At 70.7% G+C, this 15,454-nt stretch carries 15 protein-coding genes and 1 tRNA gene; 10 read left to right on the top strand and 6 right to left on the bottom strand.

Annotated features, from left to right (window positions below; genetic code table 11):
- Nucleotides 1–238 precede the first annotated feature (238 nt).
- From rph to rdgB, 3 genes are all read left to right on the top strand, one after another.
- On the top strand, nt 239–976 hold the full coding sequence (rph, locus tag ACIBTS_RS25275) for a ribonuclease PH (protein ID WP_079661972.1): 738 nt from the start codon (nt 239–241) through the stop codon (nt 974–976).
- Between the two features lie 126 nt (nt 977–1,102).
- On the top strand, nt 1,103–1,519 hold the full coding sequence (locus ACIBTS_RS25270; protein ID WP_399322348.1) for a hypothetical protein: 417 nt from the start codon (nt 1,103–1,105) through the stop codon (nt 1,517–1,519).
- Between the two features lie 46 nt (nt 1,520–1,565).
- Nucleotides 1,566–2,168, top strand: coding sequence for an RdgB/HAM1 family non-canonical purine NTP pyrophosphatase (gene rdgB, locus ACIBTS_RS25265; protein WP_399322346.1), 603 nt, complete (start codon nt 1,566–1,568; stop codon nt 2,166–2,168).
- Between the two features lie 53 nt (nt 2,169–2,221).
- On the opposite strand, the gene ACIBTS_RS25260 is transcribed toward rdgB, so the two are convergent.
- Together ACIBTS_RS25260 and bcp are read right to left on the bottom strand one after the other, a co-directional pair.
- Nucleotides 2,222–2,305: transfer RNA gene (locus ACIBTS_RS25260), tRNA-Leu, on the bottom strand.
- A gap of 99 nt (nt 2,306–2,404) precedes the next feature.
- The gene (gene bcp / locus ACIBTS_RS25255) at nt 2,405–2,872 is read right to left on the bottom strand and encodes a thioredoxin-dependent thiol peroxidase (RefSeq protein ID WP_399322344.1); all 468 of its coding nucleotides are present in this window, start codon (nt 2,870–2,872) and stop codon (nt 2,405–2,407) included.
- A 94-nt stretch (nt 2,873–2,966) separates the two neighbouring features.
- Between bcp and ACIBTS_RS25250 the strand changes: the two genes are divergently transcribed.
- Nucleotides 2,967–3,296, top strand: coding sequence for a DUF3618 domain-containing protein (locus tag ACIBTS_RS25250; protein ID WP_334579552.1), 330 nt, complete (start codon nt 2,967–2,969; stop codon nt 3,294–3,296).
- A gap of 121 nt (nt 3,297–3,417) precedes the next feature.
- The gene (locus tag ACIBTS_RS25245; RefSeq protein WP_244373722.1) at nt 3,418–3,720 is read left to right on the top strand and encodes a co-chaperone GroES; all 303 of its coding nucleotides are present in this window, start codon (nt 3,418–3,420) and stop codon (nt 3,718–3,720) included.
- Between the two features lie 116 nt (nt 3,721–3,836).
- On the opposite strand, the gene ACIBTS_RS25240 is transcribed toward ACIBTS_RS25245, so the two are convergent.
- Entirely contained in the window at nt 3,837–6,269 is a 2,433-nt protein-coding gene (locus tag ACIBTS_RS25240) for a transglycosylase domain-containing protein (protein WP_399322343.1), read from the bottom strand.
- A 307-nt stretch (nt 6,270–6,576) separates the two neighbouring features.
- Here ACIBTS_RS25240 and ACIBTS_RS25235 point away from each other — a divergent pair, with 307 nt between their 5' ends.
- From ACIBTS_RS25235 to ACIBTS_RS25220, 4 genes are read left to right on the top strand one after another with little or no spacing between them, the layout of a single operon-like run.
- Complete coding sequence (locus ACIBTS_RS25235) at nt 6,577–7,377, top strand: ABC transporter permease (protein ID WP_399322341.1); 801 nt, start codon at nt 6,577–6,579, stop codon at nt 7,375–7,377.
- Nucleotides 7,378–7,426: 49 nt separating this feature from the next.
- Complete coding sequence (locus ACIBTS_RS25230; RefSeq protein ID WP_319672097.1) at nt 7,427–8,191, top strand: ABC transporter permease; 765 nt, start codon at nt 7,427–7,429, stop codon at nt 8,189–8,191.
- Nucleotides 8,192–8,203: 12 nt separating this feature from the next.
- Nucleotides 8,204–9,301 (top strand): ATP-binding cassette domain-containing protein, encoded by a 1,098-nt coding sequence (locus tag ACIBTS_RS25225; protein ID WP_399322340.1) that lies wholly within the window; start codon nt 8,204–8,206, stop codon nt 9,299–9,301.
- 9 nt (nt 9,302–9,310) lie between these two features.
- Nucleotides 9,311–10,204, top strand: a complete 894-nt coding sequence (locus ACIBTS_RS25220) for a DUF1707 domain-containing protein (protein WP_399322339.1) — start codon at nt 9,311–9,313, stop codon at nt 10,202–10,204.
- A gap of 37 nt (nt 10,205–10,241) precedes the next feature.
- On the opposite strand, the gene ACIBTS_RS25215 is transcribed toward ACIBTS_RS25220, so the two are convergent.
- A complete protein-coding gene (locus ACIBTS_RS25215) occupies nt 10,242–11,570 on the bottom strand; it encodes an SGNH/GDSL hydrolase family protein (RefSeq protein ID WP_399322338.1) in 1,329 nt (442 codons plus the stop codon).
- Nucleotides 11,571–11,731: 161 nt separating this feature from the next.
- Between ACIBTS_RS25215 and ACIBTS_RS25210 the strand changes: the two genes are divergently transcribed.
- The gene (locus tag ACIBTS_RS25210; protein WP_399322337.1) at nt 11,732–13,045 is read left to right on the top strand and encodes a DUF445 domain-containing protein; all 1,314 of its coding nucleotides are present in this window, start codon (nt 11,732–11,734) and stop codon (nt 13,043–13,045) included.
- A gap of 227 nt (nt 13,046–13,272) precedes the next feature.
- Here the strand turns inward: ACIBTS_RS25210 and ACIBTS_RS25205 are convergent, their stop codons facing one another.
- Together ACIBTS_RS25205 and ACIBTS_RS25200 are read right to left on the bottom strand one after the other, a co-directional pair.
- Nucleotides 13,273–14,766 carry an alginate lyase family protein gene (locus ACIBTS_RS25205; RefSeq protein ID WP_399322336.1) on the bottom strand — a complete coding sequence of 498 codons (1,494 nt, stop codon included), beginning with the start codon at nt 14,764–14,766 and terminating at the stop codon, nt 13,273–13,275.
- Between the two features lie 124 nt (nt 14,767–14,890).
- Nucleotides 14,891–15,340 carry a hypothetical protein gene (locus ACIBTS_RS25200; protein WP_399322335.1) on the bottom strand — a complete coding sequence of 150 codons (450 nt, stop codon included), beginning with the start codon at nt 15,338–15,340 and terminating at the stop codon, nt 14,891–14,893.
- Nucleotides 15,341–15,454: the final 114 nt, after the last annotated feature.

The following is a 15,454-nucleotide window of genomic DNA, read 5'->3' as shown; positions in this document are numbered from 1 at the left end:
GTCGCCCCCGTTGTCCGTCGTCGCACCACGCCCGGCCAGCCCGCTTCCGCAACTGGACCATACGTGCGACTTGTGTACGTCAGTACGTCGATTCCCTCGCGTTCACCCCCATAGGTGAATGACGGTATTCATGTTCGGCTTCCTTGGCTCTCGCGGGCGGTGAGGCGTTCCGCGCGTGGCACTTCTGAGACCCTTCCTGCCACGAGAGCCCCTCCGTAGGGCGGCTAGGCTCAGCGCCATGTCTCGAATCGACGGCCGCACCCCCGAACAGCTCCGCCCCGTGACGATCGAACGCGGCTGGAGCAAGCACGCCGAGGGCTCCGTCCTCGTCTCCTTCGGCGACACGAAGGTCTTCTGCACCGCCTCCGTCACCGAAGGCGTCCCCCGCTGGCGCAAGGGCAGCGGCGAGGGCTGGGTCACCGCGGAGTACTCCATGCTCCCCCGCGCCACCAACACCCGCGGCGACCGCGAGTCCGTCCGCGGCAAGATCGGCGGCCGCACCCACGAGATCTCCCGCCTCATCGGCCGCTCCCTGCGCGCGGTGATCGACTACAAGGCGCTCGGCGAGAACACCATCGTCCTCGACTGCGACGTCCTCCAGGCCGACGGCGGCACCCGCACGGCCGCCATCACCGGCGCGTACGTGGCGCTCGCCGACGCGATCACCTGGGCCCAGGGCAAGAAGCTGATCAAGGCCGGACGGCAACCCCTCACCGGCACCGTGTCCGCGGTCTCGGTCGGCATCGTGGGAGGAGTGCCCCTGCTGGACCTGCGCTACGAGGAAGACGTCCGCGCCGAGACCGACATGAACGTCGTCTGCACCGGCGACGGCCGCTTCGTCGAGGTCCAAGGCACCGCCGAAGCCGAGCCGTTCGCCCGCGAGGAGCTCAACTCCCTTCTCGACCTGGCCGTTTCCGGCTGCGCAGAACTCACTGTCCTGCAGCGCACGGCACTTGATACGGTCCTGGAAAAGTAAAGGGAACACCAAGGGCACGCCGACGGAGCGGCGGGCGCGAGCAACCGGCCCGCCCGCCCGGGCGTCTTGGGCAGTACGTACGTCAACGGGGGCCTCCTGGGCCTGACCAAGGGGAGGAACACAGTTATGTCCACGGCCGCGAGCCCACGCCCGCACCGGCGTCGCCGTACCGTCATCGCCACCGCCGCGGCCGCCGTCGCCCTCACCGTGGGACTGACGGCGACCGGCTGCGACGCGGTCAACAAGGCCCTGGACTGCGTCCAGACCGCCGACTCCATCGCCGACAGCGTCACCGACCTCCAGCAGGCCGTGGAGAACGCCGCGAAGGACCCCACCCAGACCGACGAGTCGCTGACCTCCATCGAGAACAACCTCGACCAGATAGGCGACAAGACGGACAACGCCGACGTCAACAAGGCCGTCGACGACCTCCGCAAGGCCGTGGACAACGTCCGCACGTCCGTCAAGAACGGCGACAACACCCCCGACCTCAGCCCGGTCACCGACGCGGCGGGCGAACTCACGAAGGTCTGCACCCCGTAGGACAGGCCCTGAGAAGCCCCCGGCGGAACTGGGGATACTGGGGGCCATGACCCGCCTGATCCTCGCCACCCGCAACGCCGGAAAGATCACCGAACTCAGGTCGATCCTCGCCGACGCAGGCCTGCCCCACGACCTCGTCGGCGCGGACGCCTACCCCGAGATCCCCGACGTCAAGGAAACCGGAGTGACGTTCGCCGAGAACGCCCTCCTGAAAGCCCACGCCCTGGCCCGGGCGACGGGCCTCCCGGCGGTCGCCGACGACTCCGGGCTCTGCGTCGACGTCCTGGGCGGCGCGCCCGGCGTCTTCTCGGCCCGCTGGTCCGGCGCCCACGGCGACGACAAGGCCAACCTGGAACTCCTCCTGGCCCAGCTCGCGGACATCGCCGACGAACACCGGGGCGCCCACTTCGCCTGCGCGGCGGCACTCGCGCTGCCGGACGGAAGGGAGAGGGTGGTCGAGGGCCGCCTGAGAGGCGTACTCCGCCACACCCCGACCGGCACGAACGGCTTCGGCTACGACCCGATCCTCCAGCCGGACGGCGACACCCGCACCTGCGCGGAACTGACCCCGACGGAAAAGAACGCGATCAGCCACCGCGGCAAGGCGTTCAGGGGCTTGGTACCGGTGGTTCGGGAGCTGTTGGACTGAGCGGGCACAGAAGCGGCCTGCGGATCGATCTTTCGATTCGCAGGCCGTTCGTGTGCGGCGGAAGGGATTCGAACCCTCAAGCCCAATCAAGGGCCACAGATCCTAAGTCTGCTGTGTCGCCATTGCACCACCGCCGCTGGTCGACTGCAATCGTACCGGGAGATGGCTGCCGCCCTCTGCTTCCCCTGCATCAGGCACTGGTGACCGTATGGCAGTTGGGGCAGAGGATCAGGGGTTCAGATGCCCAGGTCCTTGATGATCTTGGCTACGTGGCCCGTCGCGCGGACGTTGTACAGGGCTCGTTCGACCTTGCCCTCTTCGTCGACGACGATCGTGGAGCGGATGACGCCCAGGTACGTCTTGCCGTAGTTCTTCTTCTCGCCGTACGCGGCATAGGCCTCGGTGACGGTCTTCTCGGGGTCGGCCAGGAGGGTGACCTTCAGGGACTCCTTGTCGCGGAACCTGCCCAGCTTCTCGGGGCTGTCCGGGGAGATGCCGATGACGTCGTACCCGGCGCCGGCCAGGAGCTCGAGGTTGTCGGTGAAGTCGCAGGCCTGCTTCGTGCAGCCGGGGGTCAGGGCGGCCGGGTAGAAGTAGACGATGACCTTGCGGCCCTTGTGGTCCGACAGGGACACCTCGTTGCCGTCGGCGTCCGGGAGGGTGAAGGCGGGGGCCACGTCCCCGGGCTGGAGTCGCTCGCTCATCGGTCCAGCGTAACCGGGGGTCCTGACAGTGCGGTGACGGGCGGAGCTGACAGACTGTGCGGAACAAGACACAGCTGACTTCGGAGGCCTTACCGTGGCGGAGACGTCGGACACCAGAACCCCGGCGCAGATCGAGGCGGACATCAGGGCCCGCCGCGAGGTGCTGGCGGAGACGCTGGACGAGATCGGGGTGCGGGTGCATCCGAAGACCATCGTCGGGGACGCCAAGGCGAAGGTCGTCGCCAACGTCGATCACACCCTCGGGAAGGCCTATGTGCAGGTCAACCGGGTCGTGACCGAGGTGAGGGCGCAGTTCGTGGACGGCGAGGGCGCGCCTCGGCTGGAGCGGGTCGTGCCCGTGGCGCTCGTGGTCGTCGGGGTCGTGGGGCTGCTCGCGCTCAGCGGGCGGCGCCGCAGGGGCTGAGGGCGTACACCGTTCCGCCTGCCCCCGCCGGCTCACGGATCCGCTTCGGGCAGGTAGGTTCAGTGGGGTGAGCGCCAACAGAAACGACCACAGTTCCCAGCACGACAAGCTGCCCATCCGGATGCTGCACGACCGTGTGCTCGTGAAGCAGGAGACCGGCGAGGGCGAGCGGCGTTCGGGTGGCGGCATTCTGATTCCCGCCACCGCGGCCGTCGGTCGCCGGCTGGCCTGGGCGGAGGTCGTCGCGGTGGGGCAGAACGTACGGACCGTGGAGCCGGGGGACCGGGTGTTGTACGACCCGGAGGACCGTGCGGAGGTCGAGGTGCGGGGCGTCGCGTACGTGCTGATGCGGGAGCGGGATCTGCACGCGGTGGCGGCGGACCGGTTCGAGGGGTCCGAGGACACCACCGGCCTGTACCTCTAGAACCTCCGGTAGAACCTCCGGTAGAACCTCCGGAAACCTCTGAACGACGGCGGAAAGGGCCGGTGACCATCGTCACCGGCCCTTTCCGCCGTCGTTTTGCCGGACGCGCGCCGAGGTCAGTCCCAGCCCGTGGCCGTCAGCTGGGGGCCGGCTGTGGTGCCCGAGGAGGTGCCGGGGTCTCCGGTCGCGCCGTCGGTGGTCGCGCCGCCGTCGCCCGTCCCCCCGTCCGCCGCGCCGCCGTCGCCCGTGCCGCCGTCCGCGGTCCCGCTCGTGGCGCCGCCGTCGGCGGGGGGCGTGGTCGCCGGGCCGCCGGTGTTCCCGGTCGTGCTGCCGGCCGTCGTGGCGCCGTTCGTCTGGCCGGGGGTCTCGCCCTGGCCCTGCGTCTGGCCCTTGGTGGTGTCGCCGGTCGTGCCGTCGTCGTTCGTGTCGCCGGAGGTGTCGTCCTTGGAGGAGGGCGGGGTGGACGGGTAGGCGGACTCCTCGCTGCCCTCCTGGATCTTGAGGTTGAAGTCCGAGACGGGGGTGCCCTTCAGGGCGTTCTTGGTGAACTGGGCCCAGATCTGGGTGGGCGCGCCGCCGCCGTTGATGCGGGGCAGGCCCATGGCGCCCTTGAGGGACTTGTGGTGGGCGGTCTGCGGATCCTGGCCCATGACGGCGACGACGGTGGCGAGGTCGGGGGTGTAGCCGGCGAACCAGGCGGCCTGGTCGTCCTCGGCGGTGCCGGTCTTGCCGGCGGTGGGGCGGCCGGCGGCCTGGGCCTCGGTGGCGGTGCCGTTCTCGACGACGCTCTGCAGCATGGCGGTCGTGGTGTCGGCGGCCTCGCGGCTGACGACCTGGGAGGCCTTGGGCGTGGGCAGCTCCATGACGTCGGAGCCGTCCTTGGTGACCTTGTCGATCAGCGTGTACACGCCGTGCTTGCCGTGGTTGGCGAGGGTGGCGTACGCCTCCGCCATGTCCAGGACGCTGGCGTTGGCCGTGCCGAGGGCGATGGAGGGGTAGGGCTGGAGGTCGGGGGTGGCGGTCGGCAGGCCGAGGTCGATCGCGGTCTGCTTGACCTTGGCGGGGCCGACGTCGACGGCCATCTGCGCGTACACCGAGTTGACCGACTTGTCGGTGGCGGTGCGCACGTTGATGTTGCCGTAGTTGAAGTAGTCCTCGTTCTCGGGGGCGTAGGTGCCGCCGCTCCAGCCCTGGATGGGGCGCTTGTTGGTGCCGTCGTAGATCGTGTTCGGGGTGATCCGGCGGTTGTCCTGGGTGGTGGAGTCGTTCTCGACGGCCGAGGTGAACACGAACGGCTTGAAGGTGGAGCCGACCTGGAAGTCCCGGCGGGTGGCGTTGTTGGTGTACTGCTTGACGTAGTCGATGCCGCCGTACAGGGCGAGGACCTTGCCGGTCTTGGGGTCGACGGCGGCGCCGCCCGCGCGGACGTAGGAGTCGACCTTGCGTTCCTTCGGGTCGAGCTTGGCCATCAGCTTGTCCTTGACGGCGTCGACGAAGGCGTCCTGCTTGGACTTCTGCAGGGTGGTGGTGATGCGGTAGCCGCCGGAGTCGAGCTCGTCCTGGGTGACGATCTTGTTCTCGCGCAGGTAGTCCTTGATCGCGTTGACGAGGTAGCCGCGCTGACCGGACATGCCGGTGTCGGCGCCGGAGGTCTCCTTGGGGGTGGGGAACTTCATGCCGGTGCGCGCCGCCTGGCTGAGCCAGCCCTTGGTGACCATGCCGTCGAGGACGTAGTTCCAACGGGCCTGCGCGGCGGCCTTGTTCTCGGGGTGGGCGATGACGTCGTACTCGCTGGGCGCGTTGACCAGCGCGGCGAGGTAGGCGCCCTGGGCGGGGGTGAGGTTGCTCGCGGCGACGCCGTAGTAGGCCTTGGCGGCGGCCTGCATGCCGTAGGCGTTGCGGCCGAAGTAGCTGGTGTTGAGGTAGCCCTCGAGGATGGCGTCCTTGGACTTCTCGCGGTCCAGCTTGATCGAGATGAAGAACTCCTTCACCTTGCGGGTGACGGTCTGTTCCTGCGCGAGGTAGTAGTTCTTCACGTACTGCTGGGTGATCGTGGAGCCGGACTGCTTGCCCTTGCCGAGGGCGGTGTTCCAGCCGGCCCGGAGCATCGCCTTGGGGTCGATGGCGGACTCGGTGTAGAAGTCGCGGTCCTCGGCGGCCAGGACGGCGTGCTGGGCGTCCTTGGAGATCTGCGCGAGGTCGACGTTCTCGCGGTTGACGGTGCCGTCGCGGGCGATCTCGGTGCCGTCGGCGTAGAGGTAGACGTTGGACTGCTTGGTGGCGAGCGCGTTGGCCGGTGGGATCTTGACCATCGAGTAGCCGAGGAAGAACAGGCCGACGATCAGCAGGACGCCGAGGACGAACGTGCCGAGCACCATCCGCCAGGTCGGCAGGAGGCGGCGCCAGCCGGTGCGCCTCGGTCGCTTCACCTTCTTGCCCTCCTTCCCTTCCTTGGCTTCCGTGCCTTCCGGGCCACTTCCTCCGTCACCCGCCTGGGGCCTTCCTGGTGAGCCCTCGGTCGGCTGCTGCGGCTGCGGCTCGTCACTCATGTGTTGCAGGACTCCTGTTTCACGTCGTACGTTCCCGTACGCCTTTAACGCCTCTTACGTCTCTTACGTCTCGTAACGCGTCGTACGTCTCCTACGTCTCGTACGTCTCGTACGCCTCGTACGCGTTGAGCGCCCCCTGCTGAAGACTCTCGCACCGAGCGAACCGTTCCCGGCAATCGGCGCGCGTTCCGTCACACGTCGTGCCCGGAAAACGCGTGGCATGCGACCGGAGGTGCGCACTAGGCTCCTGCGCTTCGGTGTCGAAGCGGACGCCAAGGATGACTAACGGGCAAGGAGGACGGTTGCCTTGGGATCGGCGCGTTTGTACGCGGCCGTCGCAGCGGGGGGTTTCAGAAGGTACGCGACCTACCGGGTGGCCACGGCCGCCGGAGTGTTCACGAACACCGTTTTCGGCCTGATCCTCGTCTACACATACCTGGCGTTGTGGGACGAGCGGCCGCACCTCGGGGGCTACGACCAGGCGCAGGCGGTCACTTATGTGTGGCTGGGGCAGGCGCTGTACGCGACGCTGGCGATCCAGGGCGGCGGCTTCGAGATCGAGTTCATGGAGCGGATCCGCAGTGGTGCGGTGGCGATCGACCTGTACCGGCCGGCGGATCTGCAGGCGTGGTGGCTGGCGAACGACATGGGGCGGGCGCTGTTCCAGTTGGTCGGGCGGGGAGTGATCCCGTTCGCCATCGGGACGGTGTTCTTCCCCACGGCGCTGCCATCCGATCCGGTGACCTGGCTGGCCTTCCTCATGGCGCTCGTGCTGGCGATGATGGTGAGCTTCGGGATCCGGTTCCTGGTGGCGCTGAGCGGGTTCTGGCTGCTGGACGGCACGGGCGCGGTCCAGGTGATGATGGTCACCGGGATCTTCTGCTCGGGGATGGTGCTGCCGTTGAACGCGTTCCCGGAGCCGTACGGCGACATCGTGATGGCGCTGCCGTGGGCGGCGCAGCTGCAGATGCCCGCCGACGTGTTGTTCGGGCAGGCCGATCCGCTGCCCGTGTTCGCTTTCCAGGCGGTGTGGGCCGTGGTGCTGTTGGGGGCGGGGCGGCTGGTGCAGTCGGCCGCGGCGCGCCGGGTGGTGGTGCAGGGTGGGTGAACGGGGCCGTCTGGCGGAGGGGTTGCGGGCCTATGTGCTGGTCTCCGCGATGTGGATCCGCTCCACGCTCGCCTACCGGCTGTCCTTCGTGATGACGGTGCTGGGCGGTCTGCTGGTGACCGGTCTGGACTTTGTCGCGATCTTGCTGATGTTCTCCCAGGTCGACATGCTCGGCGGCTACGGGCTGCCCGAGGTGGCGTTCCTGTACGGCCTGTCGGCGACGGCCTTCGGGGTCGCGGATCTGGCGATGGGTTCGGCGGGGCGGCTCGGCACGCGCGTGCGTGACGGCACGCTGGACACCCTGCTGGTGCGTCCCGCGCCGGTGCTGGCCCAGGTCGCCGCGGATCGTTTCGCGCTGCGCCGGATCAGCCGTATCACGCAGGGGCTGCTGGTGCTGGGCTATGCGCTGGTCGCCCTCGATGTCGCCTGGACCCCGCTGAAGGTGCTGCTGGTGCCGGTGACGGTGGTGTCCGGCGGGGTGATCTTCTCGGCGGTGTTCGTGGCGGGGGCGGCGTTCCAGTTCGTGACGCAGGACGCGGCGGAGGTGCAGAACGCCTTCACGTTCGGCGGGCAGACGATGCTGCAGTATCCGCCGACGGTGTTCGGTACGGAGCTGGTGCGCGGGGTGACGTTCGTCTTCCCGCTGGCCTTCGTCAACTGGGTGCCCGCCGCCTATGTGTTGGGGCGGCCGTATCCGCTGGGGCTGCCCGAGGGGGCGGCGTTCGCGCCGCCGTTGGTGGCGGCGGTGTGCTGTGTGCTGGCGGGGTGGGCGTGGCGGGCGGGTCTGCGGACGTATCGGAGTACCGGGAGCTAGGGCGTGACAGGCATGGCGGGCAGGACAGGCGTGACGGACGAGACGGGCGAGACCGGCGCGACGGACGGGCGCTTCATCGAACTGGACGGCGTCGAGAAGGTCTTCGACGTGCGCAAGAAGACCGGGTTCCTCAGGCGGGAGGTGCGCCGGGTGCGGGCGGTCGACTCGATCTCCTTCACCGTGGCGCGCGGCGAGATGGTCGGCTACATCGGGCCGAACGGCGCCGGGAAGTCGACGACGATCAAGATGCTGACGGGGATCCTCACGCCGAGCGGCGGCCGGCTGCGGGTCGCGGGTATCGACCCGTCCCGTGAGCGGACGCGGCTGGCGCACCGGATAGGGGTGGTGTTCGGGCAGCGGACGACCCTGTGGTGGGACCTGCCGCTCATCGACTCCTACCGGCTGATGCACCGCATGTACCGCATCCCGGACGGCCGTTACCGCGAGAACCTCGACCGGCTGGTCGAACTCCTCGACCTGTCCGCCCTGTTGGACGTGCCCGTGCGTCAGCTCTCGCTCGGGCAGCGGATGCGCGGCGACATCGCGGCGGCGCTGCTGCACGATCCCGAGGTGCTGTATCTCGACGAGCCGACGATCGGCCTGGACGTGGTCTCCAAGGCGCGGGTGCGGGAGTTCCTGCGGGAGTTGAACACCGAGCGCGGCACGACGGTGCTGCTCACCACCCACGACCTCCAGGACATCGAGCAGCTGTGCTCCCGGGTGATGGTCATCGACCACGGCCGGCTGGTCTACGACGGTGCGCTGGCGGGGCTGCACGAGGCGGGCGAGAGCGAGCGGACGCTGGTGGTGGACCTGGAGCGGGAGCTGCCGCCGATCGAGGTGGGGGAGGCGGCGCGGGTGGTGAAGGTGGACGGTCCGCGCCAGTGGCTGGCGTTCCCTGCGGCGCAGTCGGCGGCTCCGCTGGTCGCGCGGATCGCGGCGGAGTATCCGCTGGTGGACCTGTCGGTGCGGGAGCCCGACATCGAGGCCGTGATCGCGAAGATGTACGCCGAGCGCGAGGGTGAGCGGAAGGGTGAGCGCGAGGGCGAGCGGGCGGCGGGACGCGCGGTGGGACGGGAGACCGTAGTGCCCGGGGCCGGTACCTCGTAGGCTGCTGATATGACCGACGACGACGCAGTCCCCGGTTCTCCCGAAGGAGTCCCGGGTCTCCCCGACGCAGTCCCGGGTCCCGCCGAACTCCGCGCCTCCGACGCCGATCGTGAGCGGGTCGCCGAGGTCCTGCGGGACGCCCTCGCGGAGGGCCGGCTCGACATGACGGAGTTCGAGGAGCGGCTCGACCAGACGTACAAGGCGCGCACGTACGGGGAGTTGGCGCCGATCACCCGGGATCTGCCGGTCGCCGGGGTCACGCCCCCGCCGGTCGTGTCGCTGAGCAAGGAGCCGCCGGCGGACGGCAGTTGGGCCGGGCGGATCGTGGGCGGCGAGGGCTCGTCGACGTGGGCCGTGGCCGTGATGTCGGGCTTCCAGCGCCGGGGCCGCTGGACGGTCCCGCGGCGGTTCGACTGCTTCGCCTTCTGGGGCGGCGGGGAGATCGACCTGCGCGAGGCGGACTTCGCGGCCGGCGAGGTCGTGATCAACTGCGTGGCGATCATGGGCGGGGTGCAGATCATCGTGCCGCCGGGCGTCGAGGTCGTCGTCCGCGGCATCGGTGTGATGGGCGGCTTCGACGACGGGGCGACGGGCGCGGCGGAGGATCCGGGTGCGCCGCGGGTGGTCGTCACCGGGTTCGCGTTCTGGGGCGGGGTCGGCGTCGAGCGCAAGAAGACGAAGGCCGCGCGGCGGCAGGAGAAGCTGGACCGCAAGGCGGCGATGCGCGAGCTGCACGCCGGCTTTCGGGACGACGTCCACGAGGCCCACCGGCGGATCCTGGACGGTCACCGGGACATGATGCGTGACCGCCGCGAGGAGCAGCGGGAGCGGCACGAGGAGCGGCGCGAGCGACACCGGGAGCGCCGGGAGGAGCGGGACAGGCGCCGCCACGGCGACTACTGAGAACCGCCCCGCGCGTCCCGCGGTTGCGCGGTTGCGCCTACAGCGCCGCCGGCGCCGAGCCCGCCGGCTTCGGCAGGGCGACGGTCTGCGCCAGCTTGCGGTAGCCCCGGTCGCTGGGGTGCAGATGGTCGCCGGAGTCGTATTCGGCGCGCAGGCTGCGCGGGTCGTAGGGGTCGCGCAGCGCCTTGTCGAAGTCGACGACCTCGTCGAACACCCCGCCCGCCCGGATCGCCGCGTTGACGCGCTGCCGTACGTCCTCGCGGGCGGCGGTGTAGCCGCGGTGGCCGCGGAACGGCGTGAGGGTGGCGCCGACGACCTTGACGCCGCGGGCGTGGGCGCGGTCGGTGAGGGTGCGCAGGCCGTCCACGATGCTCCGCGGGTCGGCGGGCTGCTTGCCGCGCAGGATGTCGTTGATGCCGAGGTCGATGACGACGACCCTCACGTTCGTCACCCCGAGGACGTCCCGGTCGAAGCGGTTCAGGCCGCTCGCGCCGCGGCGGGGGTCGTCGGCGAGGACCCGGTTGCCGCTGATGCCCGCGTTGACGACGCCGTAGCGGGGCGTGTCGCCACGGGAGGTCCCGGCTGTGCGCAGCCGGTCGGCGAGGACGTCGGGCCAGCGGCGGTTGGCGCCCGCGGTGGAGGTGACGCCGTCGGTGATGGAGTCGCCGAGGGCGACGACGGTGCCGTCGGCCTCGTCGCTGAGCACGTCCAGCGCGGTCAGATAGCGCCAGTACGGGCTCGTGTCGGTGAACGCGGCGCCGGTGACGTCCTCAGTGGACTCGCCCTCGGCGACGTAGCTGGTCTGCCGGGCGCGCGGGTGGAAGGTGACCGGGCCGGCGGAGGTGGGGGAGTAGGTGCTGACCAGGACGTCGGCGTCGGACGGGACGGCGACGGCGACGGCGTCGCTGACGGTCTGCCCGCCCGCCGGGACGACGACGGTCGTGGCGCCGCCGAAGGTGAGCCGGCGCAGGGTGTCGGGGTCGGCGGCGGCGCTGTCGTCGTCGGCGGCGACGGCGAGGGTGGCGTGGGTGACGGTGAGGGGGCCGGTGCCGTAGAGGTTGGACAGGGTGACGCGGGCACTCGTCCCGCCGACGCCGGTGTGCACGACGTTGCGGACCGTGCGGCCCGCCATGCCGTCGGACTCGGTGCCGGGTTCGGCGCCGGCCGGGGCGGCGGCCCAGGCGCCGACCCAGACGCCCGTGGAGACAGGGGCCGCGTCGTGGGCGCCGGGGGGTGCGGCGAGGGCGGTGTCCGTGCGCAGGCCGGGGCCGTGGCCTGCGGCGGCTCCGACGTATATGGCGGCGGACAGGGCCACGATCAGGGCGGTGATCGCGGACAGCAGCACACCACCGTGACGCCTGGTCATGCGGGCGCGGTTCTCCTGGGCGAGGGGAGCGGAAGGCTCCGGAACGGGGCCGGGAGCTCATCCTTGACCTCCCGCCTTACAGACGCCGGGAACTCCTGTTCCGTTCCGGGAGTCGGTCAGGAAGGGACAATGTGTGCGGGATCACCGAACGGGTGGAGCAAATGGAACCTAGCGAAGCGGCGACGCCGGACGGGACCACGTCCTATCGCGCCATGACCTCCTTCACTCCGGCGGACGAGGAGCGCCGGCGCGGCGTGCGCCGGATGAAGCTCACCGCGGCCGCGCTGCTGCTGTTCGTGGCCGTGGTCTACGTCCTCGCCGAGTGGGCCGCCCACCGGGGCGCGGGCGCCTGGGCGGGCTATGTGGCGGCGGCCGCGGAGGCGGGCATGGTGGGCGCGCTCGCCGACTGGTTCGCGGTCACCGCCCTCTTCCGGCACCCGCTGGGCCTGCCCATCCCGCACACCGCGATCATCCCGAACAAGAAGGACCAGCTGGGCGTCTCGCTGGGCGAGTTCGTCGGCGAGAACTTCCTCTCCGAGGACGTCGTACGGCAGCGGTTGCGCGCGGTCGGCATCGGCACCCGGCTGGGCTCCTGGCTCGCGGAGCCCGAGCACGCCGACCGGGTGACGGCCGAGCTGGCGACCGCGCTGCGGGGCGCGCTGACCGTGCTGCGCGACTCGGACGTGCAGGCGGTGGTGGGGGAGGCGATCACGCGCCGGGCGGACGCCCAGGAGATCGCGCCGGGCATCGGCAAGATGCTGGAGAAGGTCGTCGCGGACGGCGGCCACCGGCGGGCCGTCGACCTGGTGGTGACCCGGGCGCACGACTGGCTGGTGCTGCACGCCGACTCGGTGATGGACGCCGTGCAGGGCGGGGCGCCGGGCTGGACCCCGCGGTTCGTCGACAAGAAGGTCGGCGAACGCGTCTACAAGGAACTGCTGCGTTTCTGCGCGGAGATGCGGGACATGCCGACCCACCCGGCGCGCGGCGCCCTCGACCGCTTCCTCAGCGACTTCGCCTCCGACCTGCAGTCCGACACGGACACCCGGGCGCGGGTGGAGCGGCTCAAGGGCGAGGTGCTGGGCCGGGGCGAGGTCCAGGACCTGATCGCGTCCGCCTGGAGCGCCGTCCGCTCCATGATCGTCGCGGCGGCGGAGGACGAGCGCAGCGAGCTGCGCCTGCGTGTGCGGGCCTCGCTGCTGTCCCTGGGTGCGCGGATGGCCACCGAACGCAAGGTCCAGGACAAGGTCGACAACTGGGTCGAGGGCGCGGCGGTGCACGTCGTGACGACGTACCGGCGCGAGATCACCTCCCTGATCACCGACACGGTCGCGAGCTGGGACCCGGAGCACACGACCCGCAAGATCGAGGCCAACATCGGCCGCGACCTGCAGTTCATCCGGATCAACGGCACGGTGGTGGGCTCGCTGGCCGGGCTGGTCATCTATGCGGTGGCGCGGTGGCTGGGGGCGTGACGCTGCCGGTGGCGTGTGGGCCGGGGGCGTGACGCTGCTGGTGGCGGGCGCGGCCCGGCGGCGTGACACCGCCGCCGGCGCGGGGGCCCGGGGGCGTGACACCGCCGGTGGCGCGGAGGGGTGGGGGCGTGACACCGCCGGTGGCGTAACACCGCTGGTCACGGGAACCACCCGGCCGAGAGACCCGGGCTCTTCGCCTCGGGGCGTTCATCGCCTCGGGGCGTTCTCTACTCCGTCTCGCCCCGGGTGCGGCCGCGGCGGCGTAGCAGCAGCAGGCCGCCGGCCAGGGCGGTGAGGCCGGTGGTGGCGGTCCAGGCGACGACGTCGGTGGAGCCGGTGGCGGCGAGGTCGCCGCGCCCTCCGGCGGCGGACGCCGCGTTGGCCGGGGTCGGCGAGGACGCGGACGCGGAGGGGGCGGACCCGGACGCGGACGGGGCGGCCGAGGCGCCGCTAGCCGCCGGGGTGTCCGCGGCGTTCGTCGTCGACCTGTCCCGGGTGAACGCCAGGGTGCCGAAGCCGAGTTGGTCGTAGCCGCCGCTGTTGGGGCCGTAGTCCCCGCCGCCGCCCTCGGGCGCGGCCTTGGCGGCGATCTGCGTGAGGTACGTGGCGGACAGCCCGCGCCGCTTGGTGTAGTGGTTGGCGATCATCGCCCAGACCGGCCGCACCTGCGTCGGGCTGACGGGGGCGACCTTGGTGGTGGACTGGATCCCCGGCCGACGGTCCAGTTGGGCGTAGGGCGTGTATGGCACATTCCCGCCCAGGCTCCACTTGGCGACGTACTGAGCGCCCTTGAGGAAGCGGTTGTCGTCGTAGCCATACAGGTCGATGCCCTGGTTCCAGGCCATCTCGCAGAAGGTGCCCATCAGGCCGACGCCGAGCAGCGAGTGCCCCTGGTCGCGCCCGGCCTCCATCCACTCGGCGAGCCCGTCGTCGTGCACGACCGGGATGGCGTGCTTGATCGAGCCCATGCCGTCGCCGTGCTTGAAGTACTCGACGGCCCGCTCGACCTTGGCCTGGTCGTCGCAGAAGATGCCCGTGGCCAGCGTGCAGGCCATGTTGCACAGGTCCCAGTTGGGCCAGTAATGGGGGGCGGGGGTGCCGTTGTTGTGTTTGACGAGAAAGTCCTCGCTCACCGAGTAGAAGACGTCGAGCAGCATCTTCTGGAATCTCTCGAGTGCGAAGTCGCTGTGGTCGCGGACCAGTTCGGCTGCGTTGGCAGCCTGGTACCCGTATATCCCGGCGGCCAGGAACCGGTCCGCGCTGCCCGAGACCTGGGTGAGCTTGGCCGACCAGGCGTTGAGGATCGCGACGGCGGTGTCGGCGTGGGCGCTGTCGCCGCTGACGTGGTAGCGCAGGGCGTTCTGGTACGCGGCGTGGATGTCGTTGTAGAGGATCCCGTAGTTCTGCTTCCACGTGCTGGGGGGGCGCAGTTCCGCGCCCCGGTACACGATGGTCTGCGGACGGGCCGTCCAGTCGCTCTGCGCATGCCGGTTGGCGGTCAGCTTCGCGTACCCGGCGGTGTAGGGGGAGGCGCCGGCCTTCACCTTGGCGGCCATACGGGCCAGGTCGGCGCTGGTGTGGAGAAGCCCGGGATGCGCGTAGGACGAACCGGCGGCCGCTGCGGGGGCCGAACCGACGGCCGCCCCGATCCCGACGGCTCCGGCGGCGGCACCGGTGGCCTTGAGCATGGTGCGGCGGCTGATCTGTCGTGTGACATGCATGCCACGGAGACGGACGGGGACGGGCCCGATAACGAAAACCGGGCCGCCTGCGCCTGCGCCTGCGCGTGCGCCTGCGCGTGCGCCTGCGCGTGCGCCTGCGCCTGTGCCCGTCCCGCTCGGGAAGCTACGCTCCGGTCGTCGACCCCGGCCGCACGATCATCAGGACCGTCACGGCCGCCCACAGCAGGTTGAACACCCCGGTGAACATGGCGAGTCGGACGGTCGTCTCCCGCGCGCCCCGCCCCTCCACGAGGACCTCCTGCCGGGGCAGCACGAGGACCAGCAGCACCCCCGCGGCCAGCACGGTCAGCACCATCGACACGATGAGCCAGGCATCGCCCATCACGCCCATCGCGCCCGCCGTCGCGAACCCGAAGACGGGGACGGCGATACCGACGGCCGCGTACACCTGGCAGATGCGGTGCAGCAGCCGCACGGTCTCGCCCGCGCGCACGTCGTCCGGCGCGGCCAGGGTGCGACGCGCGGCCGGCGGGAACATGCTCGCGGCGACGGTGACGGGCCCGATCGCGACGATCGCGGCAAGGACATGGACAGCGAGGAGGAACTTGGTCACGGCCCGACGCTAGGCGGCACGACGATCTCCCGGAAGTGGCGGAAATGCCAGAGGTCAACGGATTTCCGCCAGGGCCGACGTCGGCGAGAATTCGTCGCATGGGTACGGTTTTGC

The sequence above is a fragment of the Streptomyces sp. NPDC050121 genome, from assembly GCF_044460385.1.
Lineage (GTDB): Bacteria > Actinomycetota > Actinomycetes > Streptomycetales > Streptomycetaceae > Streptomyces > Streptomyces soliscabiei.
This window is presented reverse-complemented; position numbering and strand designations above follow the sequence as displayed.

What these genes read in the sequence shown, in the direction of transcription:
- ACIBTS_RS25220 (WP_399322339.1), top strand. Translation starts at nt 9,311, where the DNA reads ATGACCGACGACGACGCAGTCCCCGGTTCTCCCGAAGGAGTCCCGGGT.
- ACIBTS_RS25270 (WP_399322348.1), top strand. Translation starts at nt 1,103, where the DNA reads ATGTCCACGGCCGCGAGCCCACGCCCGCACCGGCGTCGCCGTACCGTC.
- rdgB (WP_399322346.1), top strand. Translation starts at nt 1,566, where the DNA reads ATGACCCGCCTGATCCTCGCCACCCGCAACGCCGGAAAGATCACCGAA.
- rph (WP_079661972.1), top strand. Translation starts at nt 239, where the DNA reads ATGTCTCGAATCGACGGCCGCACCCCCGAACAGCTCCGCCCCGTGACG.
- bcp (WP_399322344.1), bottom strand. Translation starts at nt 2,872, where the DNA reads ATGAGCGAGCGACTCCAGCCCGGGGACGTGGCCCCCGCCTTCACCCTC.
- ACIBTS_RS25225 (WP_399322340.1), top strand. Translation starts at nt 8,204, where the DNA reads ATGGCGGGCAGGACAGGCGTGACGGACGAGACGGGCGAGACCGGCGCG.
- ACIBTS_RS25210 (WP_399322337.1), top strand. Translation starts at nt 11,732, where the DNA reads ATGGAACCTAGCGAAGCGGCGACGCCGGACGGGACCACGTCCTATCGC.
- ACIBTS_RS25245 (WP_244373722.1), top strand. Translation starts at nt 3,418, where the DNA reads ATGCTGCACGACCGTGTGCTCGTGAAGCAGGAGACCGGCGAGGGCGAG.
- ACIBTS_RS25240 (WP_399322343.1), bottom strand. Translation starts at nt 6,269, where the DNA reads ATGAGTGACGAGCCGCAGCCGCAGCAGCCGACCGAGGGCTCACCAGGA.
- ACIBTS_RS25215 (WP_399322338.1), bottom strand. Translation starts at nt 11,570, where the DNA reads ATGACCAGGCGTCACGGTGGTGTGCTGCTGTCCGCGATCACCGCCCTG.
- ACIBTS_RS25205 (WP_399322336.1), bottom strand. Translation starts at nt 14,766, where the DNA reads ATGCATGTCACACGACAGATCAGCCGCCGCACCATGCTCAAGGCCACC.
- ACIBTS_RS25230 (WP_319672097.1), top strand. Translation starts at nt 7,427, where the DNA reads ATGTGGATCCGCTCCACGCTCGCCTACCGGCTGTCCTTCGTGATGACG.